The organism is Paenibacillus popilliae ATCC 14706 (assembly GCF_000315235.1).
In the GTDB taxonomy this organism is placed as follows: domain Bacteria; phylum Bacillota; class Bacilli; order Paenibacillales; family Paenibacillaceae; genus Paenibacillus_B; species Paenibacillus_B popilliae.
Genome location: NZ_BALG01000009.1, coordinates 22666 through 28945 on the forward strand (window position 1 = coordinate 22666; position 6280 = coordinate 28945).

The 6280-nt window shown below is 57.4% G+C and carries 3 protein-coding genes and 1 pseudogene; 1 reads left to right on the forward strand and 3 read right to left on the reverse strand.

The features are described 5' to 3' along the window. Nucleotides 1-38: 38 nt before the first annotated feature. On the reverse strand, nucleotides 39-1115 hold the full coding sequence (locus PPOP_RS00750; RefSeq protein WP_006284054.1) for a YqhG family protein: 1077 nt from the start codon (nucleotides 1113-1115) through the stop codon (nucleotides 39-41). Nucleotides 1116-1119: 4 nt separating this feature from the next. After that, nucleotides 1120-2865: a DEAD/DEAH box helicase gene (locus PPOP_RS00755; RefSeq protein ID WP_234399632.1), complete on the reverse strand. Its 1746-nt coding sequence runs from the start codon at nucleotides 2863-2865 to the stop codon at nucleotides 1120-1122. A gap of 477 nt (nucleotides 2866-3342) precedes the next feature. On the opposite strand from PPOP_RS00755, the gene PPOP_RS00760 reads away from it, so the two are divergent. After that, nucleotides 3343-5925: an adenosylcobalamin-dependent ribonucleoside-diphosphate reductase gene (locus PPOP_RS00760; protein WP_006284056.1), complete on the forward strand. Its 2583-nt coding sequence runs from the start codon at nucleotides 3343-3345 to the stop codon at nucleotides 5923-5925. A gap of 94 nt (nucleotides 5926-6019) precedes the next feature. Here PPOP_RS00760 and PPOP_RS23730 read toward each other — a convergent pair. Further along, nucleotides 6020-6280: pseudogene (locus PPOP_RS23730) on the reverse strand (hypothetical protein); the annotation flags it as partial.

The window sequence follows — 6280 nt, forward strand, 5'->3', positions numbered from 1 at the left end:
TGCACCTTGTCCAGATCATGAGAGCCTCCCGGCTGTGGCTACGGGATCATGGGTACGTGAACGAGTCCGGCGTTAATGAGGCCGACTGCGATGCGCGGCTCGAACTGCCATCGCGCTTCCTGCTGGCGCACCTCATATTGCTCCTCGATGGTCATGGCCCCCCCCTTCGAAGGCGGATCGGGCGCTTCCCCTTGATGCATGCAGCTTGGCTGTTGGCCTGCCTCGCGAATGAGCGGCTCATAGTAGGAGGCGAGGCGGGTCAATTCCTCTTCCAGCTGGACGCTGGCTTCGCGCGCCCAACCGTTGTCATGTCGCGAGATGACTTCAGCAAGGTGCTCCTCCACATTGGATAATGCCACAGGCAGCGACAGCTGCCATGGCAGAACATGGACATGGGGCGGCAGCTTCGGCGTCACGTCCATTCGCAGCACCTCCTCCATGTAGCCGAGGTGCATCTTGCCGCTGACGAGCGAGATCCCGTAGGAATGGATTTCCTCGCGCTTCAGATCGCAGGCGAACTCCAGCTTGAAGTTCAGCAGCAGCCACGGCTCATACGGGGCCGATTGCTTCACGCAGCGCCCTCCGCAAGCGAAGCCGGCGGCCGGTGGCTCCACGAATAGCTGAACGAAGCGGCCCTCGGAATGGGCAGCATGCATAATCTGTTCGAGGCGCTTGCTCCCGTAGGTGACGTCGTCGCGCGGGATGCGCCCGGGGCCGCCCTTCCCCCCTGTGAATGCGGGTGCTACGCCGAAGTAGCGTCCGAGCACGGACTCGCCGGGAGCCGCTTGCGGTGCGGTTCCAGCGGCATGCGGGCCGGTCCCGCCAGTCAAAGTGGCCGACCCGGGGGCTGCAGGCGTGGGCGCCGATCCATAGGAGATGGCGTACGGCGGCTCCGGCGGCATCGCGGCCGGATCGAACACGAACGTGAAGCGCATCGTCTCCGCCTCTGCTCCCGTACGGTCGATGAAGCCCCAATAATAGGGGCGGTTCGTCAGCATGCGATCGGCTCGCTCCGACATCTTCACGGTCACATGGGCCGGCGACTTCTCGAGAATGTGGCAGTCCGTCGCCTCCAAATAGCGCATGACATATTCGCGCACTTGCTCGGTGTTCATTATGTCAAGCCTCCGCTTCCGTACTGATCTGGTCCAGTAACTGTCCAATCGCTGCCTTCTGCCCGTCATCCGCTTCGGCTTCCACTTCCGCGCGGATGGCGTTCAGCGACGCGCCGAGATGCTCGACATGATGGCGGATCTCCTCGTCGCTGCCCGCTTCCAGCAGAATGCGGGTCAGACTTTTCTCCAGGGAGCCCTGCTTCTCGAACCGTTCCAATATCATATCCAGCCGCCCGATGACCATCTCGAACATATTTATCTTTTCATGCAGCAGGTTCAAAATATGCTCCTCGATGGTACCCTGGGTCGATAAATTGTAAATCCGGACATCATTCATCTGGCCGAGGCGGTGCACCCGCCCGATTCTCTGCTCGACGCGCATCGGGTTCCAGGGCAGGTCGAAATTGATCATATGGTGGCAAAATTGCAGATTGATGCCCTCCCCGCCGGCTTCGGTCGCGATCATCACCTGGGCTCGGCCGCGGAACAGGTCCATCATCCAGTCCTTTTTGCCCCGGTTCATGCCGCCGCTGTAGGGCACCGCGACGATGCCGACCTTGCGGAAGTATTGCAGCAAATATTCCTGCGTCGCCCGGTATTCGGTGAACACGATCACCTTCTCGTTGCTCTGCCGGATAATGTCCATGGCGGCCTCCGCCTTCGTATTGGACGCAATCGCCTTGATCAGATCGACGAGGCCCCAGATATGATCGCGGATCGGCGAATCCTCGGGCAGCTTCTTGGCGAGGTTGACGAGGGTTAGGAAGACCGCATCCCGGCTGGAGCACACCTCCCGCTGCAGCGTGATAAGCGAGAACATGCTGCCGGTATCGCGGCCGTTCATCTGATACTGCTCCTTGATGAAGCGGGAAACCCCCTCGTACAAGGCCTGTTCGTCCGGCGACAGCGTCAAGGGCACATTGCGGACGATGCGCCGCGTGAATTGCACGCTGCCCTCGCCGCGCCGATTGCGCACCATTACTTTGGATAGCTTGCCTTGGAGCTGGCCTTCGTTCTTCGGAAGGCGCTTGTCGGCGACGAAGTTGCTGCTGAATTCACCCTGCGCGCCAAGCTGTCCGGGCTTGAGTAGGGTGATCAGATTGTACAGTTCGTTCATATCGTTCTGGACCGGGGTGGCTGTCAGGAGCAGGCAATATTTTTTGCGCAAATGCTGAATGAATTGGTAATTGGTCGTCTTGCGGTTCTTGAGTTTATGCGCCTCGTCGACGATGAGCATGTCGTATTCCTGCTCCATCAGAATCGATTTATGTGGATCGCGCTTGGCGGTATCCATCGAGGCGACGACGATGTCAGATTGCCATTGGTATTTTTTCTTCTGGGCAACCGCCGCAATGCCGAACTTGTGATGCAGTTCGCGCACCCACTGAAGCACCAGGGAGGCGGGGACGAGAATGAGCGCGCGCTTGACGAGTCCGCGAATCATATATTCCTTCAGCACGAGTCCGGCTTCAATCGTCTTGCCGAGACCGACCTCGTCGGCCAGAATTGCGCGGCCACGCATCTCGTGAAGCACCTTCTTGGCGGTCTCTACTTGATGGGGAAGCGGCTCTATGTTCGTTATATGGGTCAGGCATTGCAGCTCGTCGAACGCGCGAATGCGCTTGGCCTGCTCCGCCTCATAGGCCAGCTGGAACAGTGTCCAGTCATTCCAGGGGCCGTTCTTGTCGATGCGGTCCGACAGCTCCTCCAGCCAGCCGCGATACGTCACGATAGACAGCGATCCGGGCATGGCACGCGACGACAGCGGCCAGGAACTCGCGGCGGGGCACATCTTCGGGGCGCCGTTCGAGCCGGCCAAGGCCGATGGCGGCGGACCGGAAAGGCCAGGATTCGGCTGCTGATGTCTGTTCATCCTCTCGACCTCCTCTATAGAGGTAGTATGGACGTTCTTGCATGCTTTCATAACCGGCTGCAAGACGGAGACGAAACAGCTTCATAAGGACCGAAGCGGGGATTCATGCCTTCCTCTAAAAAAGCAAGAGACAAAATAGAGAGATTGCTAGAGAAAAACGAAGCATGGAGTTCCCCGGTTCTCATCCATACGGTATATTTCCTTTTTTATTATTAGAAAATTCTATATATAGTATAGTACAATGATTATCGCACACAATATATTGTGGAAAATACATACATTGTACAACTCTTCAATTGTCGTGTACGGTGGTAATCATACAAGTATGGATCAATATGTAGGAGGTTGTGTTCTTTGAATACGGGGCATAAGCAACGCTTGGAAGGCCTAAGCGAGAAAATATTTCTGGATCGTTACGCATGGAAGGATGCGGACACGAACAACACCAAGGTAGGAGATGTCGTTCTGGTGCTGACCAAAGACGATCCGAAGTACCCGGCAAAGGAAGTCGGAGAAGTGGTAGCGCGTGACGGCCGCTTCGTCTCCGTCAAGCTGAGAAGCAAAGAGGTGGTTCAATCCACGGTAGAGAAGCTGACCTTGACGATAGAGAAGACGCCGGAAGAAATGTGGGATCGGCTGGCGGCTGCGATGGCATCGGTAGAACCAACTCCGGAAAAACAAAACGAATGGACGGAAAAATTCCGTTATATATTGAAAGACTGGAGGCTCGTTCCTGGGGGCCGCATCGCGGCCGGGGCCGGGGCGAGCGAGGAATTGACCCTGTTCAACTGCTACGTTATCCCGTCGCCGAAGGACAGCCGCGGGGGCATTATGGAGACGCTCTCGGAGATGACCGAGATTATGGCCCGCGGCGGGGGCGTCGGGATCAACCTGTCGTCACTTCGTCCGCGCCGCGCGATCGTGCGCGGGGTCAATGGTTCCTCCAGCGGAGCCGTCTCCTGGGGAGGATTGTTCAGCTATACGACCGGATTGATTGAGCAGGGGGGCAGCCGCCGCGGCGCGCTCATGCTGATGATGAACGATTGGCATCCGGACGTGGTCGATTTCATTACGGTGAAGCAGACCATGGGCCAGGTGACGAACGCCAATCTGTCCGTCTGTGTCAGCAACAGCTTCATGAAGGCGGTCAAGGAAGATCTGGATTGGGAGTTGGTCTTCCCAGATACGTCCGATCCGGAATATGACGAGCTGTGGGACGGAGACCTCGATAAATGGAAGCAGGCCGGCAAGGCGGTCATTCCTTACCGCACTGTGAAGGCACAGGAAATCTGGCATACGATTATCGATTCGGCGTGGAAATCGGCCGAGCCGGGCGTCGTGTTTATGGAATATTACAACCAGATGTCGAACAGTTGGTATTTCAACCCGATCATCTGCACGAACCCGTGCGGGGAGCAGGGCTTGCCGGCATGGGGCGTCTGCAACCTGTCCGCGCTCAATCTATCCAAGTTCTATGACGAGGAGAAGCATGATGTCGCGTGGGATGAACTGTCCACGGTCACGCGTTACGCGGTGCGCTTCCTGGACAACGTGATCGACAAGACCCCTTATCATTTCGAGCAAAATAAAGAGAACCAGCAGAACGAGCGCCGCGTCGGCTTGGGATCGATGGGCTTGGCTGAGCTGATGGTCAAGCTGGGCATCCGCTATGGCAGCCCGGAATCACTGGAGTTCCTCGATAAGCTGTTCGGATTTATCGCGCGCGAATCGTATCTCGCGTCGGCGGAGATCGCAGGCGAGAAGGGCGCGTTCCCGGCATTCGAGACAGAGCCGTATTTGCAGAGCGGCTTCATGAAGAACATGCTCGAGGTGTATCCGGAGGTTGGCGAAGCGATTCGCCAGCAGGGCATGCGCAATGTGACCGTCATTACGCAAGCGCCGACGGGCAGCACCGGCACGATGGTCGGTACCTCGACCGGCATCGAGCCGTACTTCGCCTTTAAATATTTCCGTCAAAGCCGCCTCGGCTTCGACGAGCAGTTCGTGCCGATCGCGCAGGAATGGATGGACGCGCATCCGGGCCAGGATCTGCCGGATTACTTCATTACGGCAATGGATCTGTCTGCCGAGGATCATATCCGTGTGCAGGCGGCGATCCAGCGCTGGGTGGACAGCTCGATCTCGAAGACGGCGAACTGTCCGAATGACTTCACGGTGGAAGAGACGAAGCGGTTGTACGAGCTGGCCTTCGATCTCGGCTGCAAGGGTGTCACGATCTACCGCGACGGCAGCCGTGACGTTCAGGTTCTGTCGACCGACAAGGGAGATAAGCAGGAGGACGGGCAGGCTGACCAGACCGAAGCCGGGACTCCGGCAGAAGAGGCGGCAGAAGCGCCGGCTGCTTCAGTGACCGCACAGGCCACGCCGAATAACGGTGCGGGCAGCAATGTGTACAAGCGTCGTCCGCAAGTGTTGCGCGGCGCGACCTACAAGGTGAACACGCCCTTCGGCATGGCTTATATCACGATTAACGATTTGAACGGCATTCCGGGCGAGATTTTCCTGAACGTGGGCAAGGCCGGTTCCGATGTGTTCGCGATGGCGGAAGCGCTCGGCCGCGTCTGCTCGCTATTCCTTCGCTACGGCGATCACGGCAACAAGGTCGAGCTGCTCATCAAGCATTTGAAGGGCATCGGCGGCTCCGGTGCGATCGGCTTCGGCGCCAACCGTGTCGAGTCGATTGCCGATGCGGTAGCCAAGGCGCTGGAGATTCACCAGCAGGAAGCGCTCGAACTCGGCGTGGAGACGGACCCGGTTCCGATCGCGGCCACGATTGAAGCCCCGGTCATCGGCCTGAAGGAGAGCAGCAGCGCATCTACCTCGCGCGACCTGTGCCCGTCTTGCGGCACGGCCTCGCTCCTGAATGTCGAGGGCTGCAAGACGTGTGCGAACTGCGGATACAGCCGCTGCTCGTAGTGACCGCATGTTTATAAGCTCAAACAGCCTGTATCGGCAATGTTTGCCGCTACAGGCTGTTTTAACTTGGTGTAGGTATGAACTCGTTTCTACATTACTTCCGTAAATACAAACCTTCTGTCATACAAATGGTTCGAATCAAGCCTTCTTGTTCCTTATCACATAGGTAAAGGGTAGCACGAAGACGATCCAGCCAAAGAACCAATTTTAGATCGGTAAAATAAACGCAAGTCGTAACATCATGTTTTAAACGTAAAGCAAGACGGATTGTCAAGCCAAGTGCGACAGTTCCTCTGCAAAGGATTCGTGAGCGGACTTCCAGCCCAAACATTTTCGTGGTCGTTGATTGATCAGG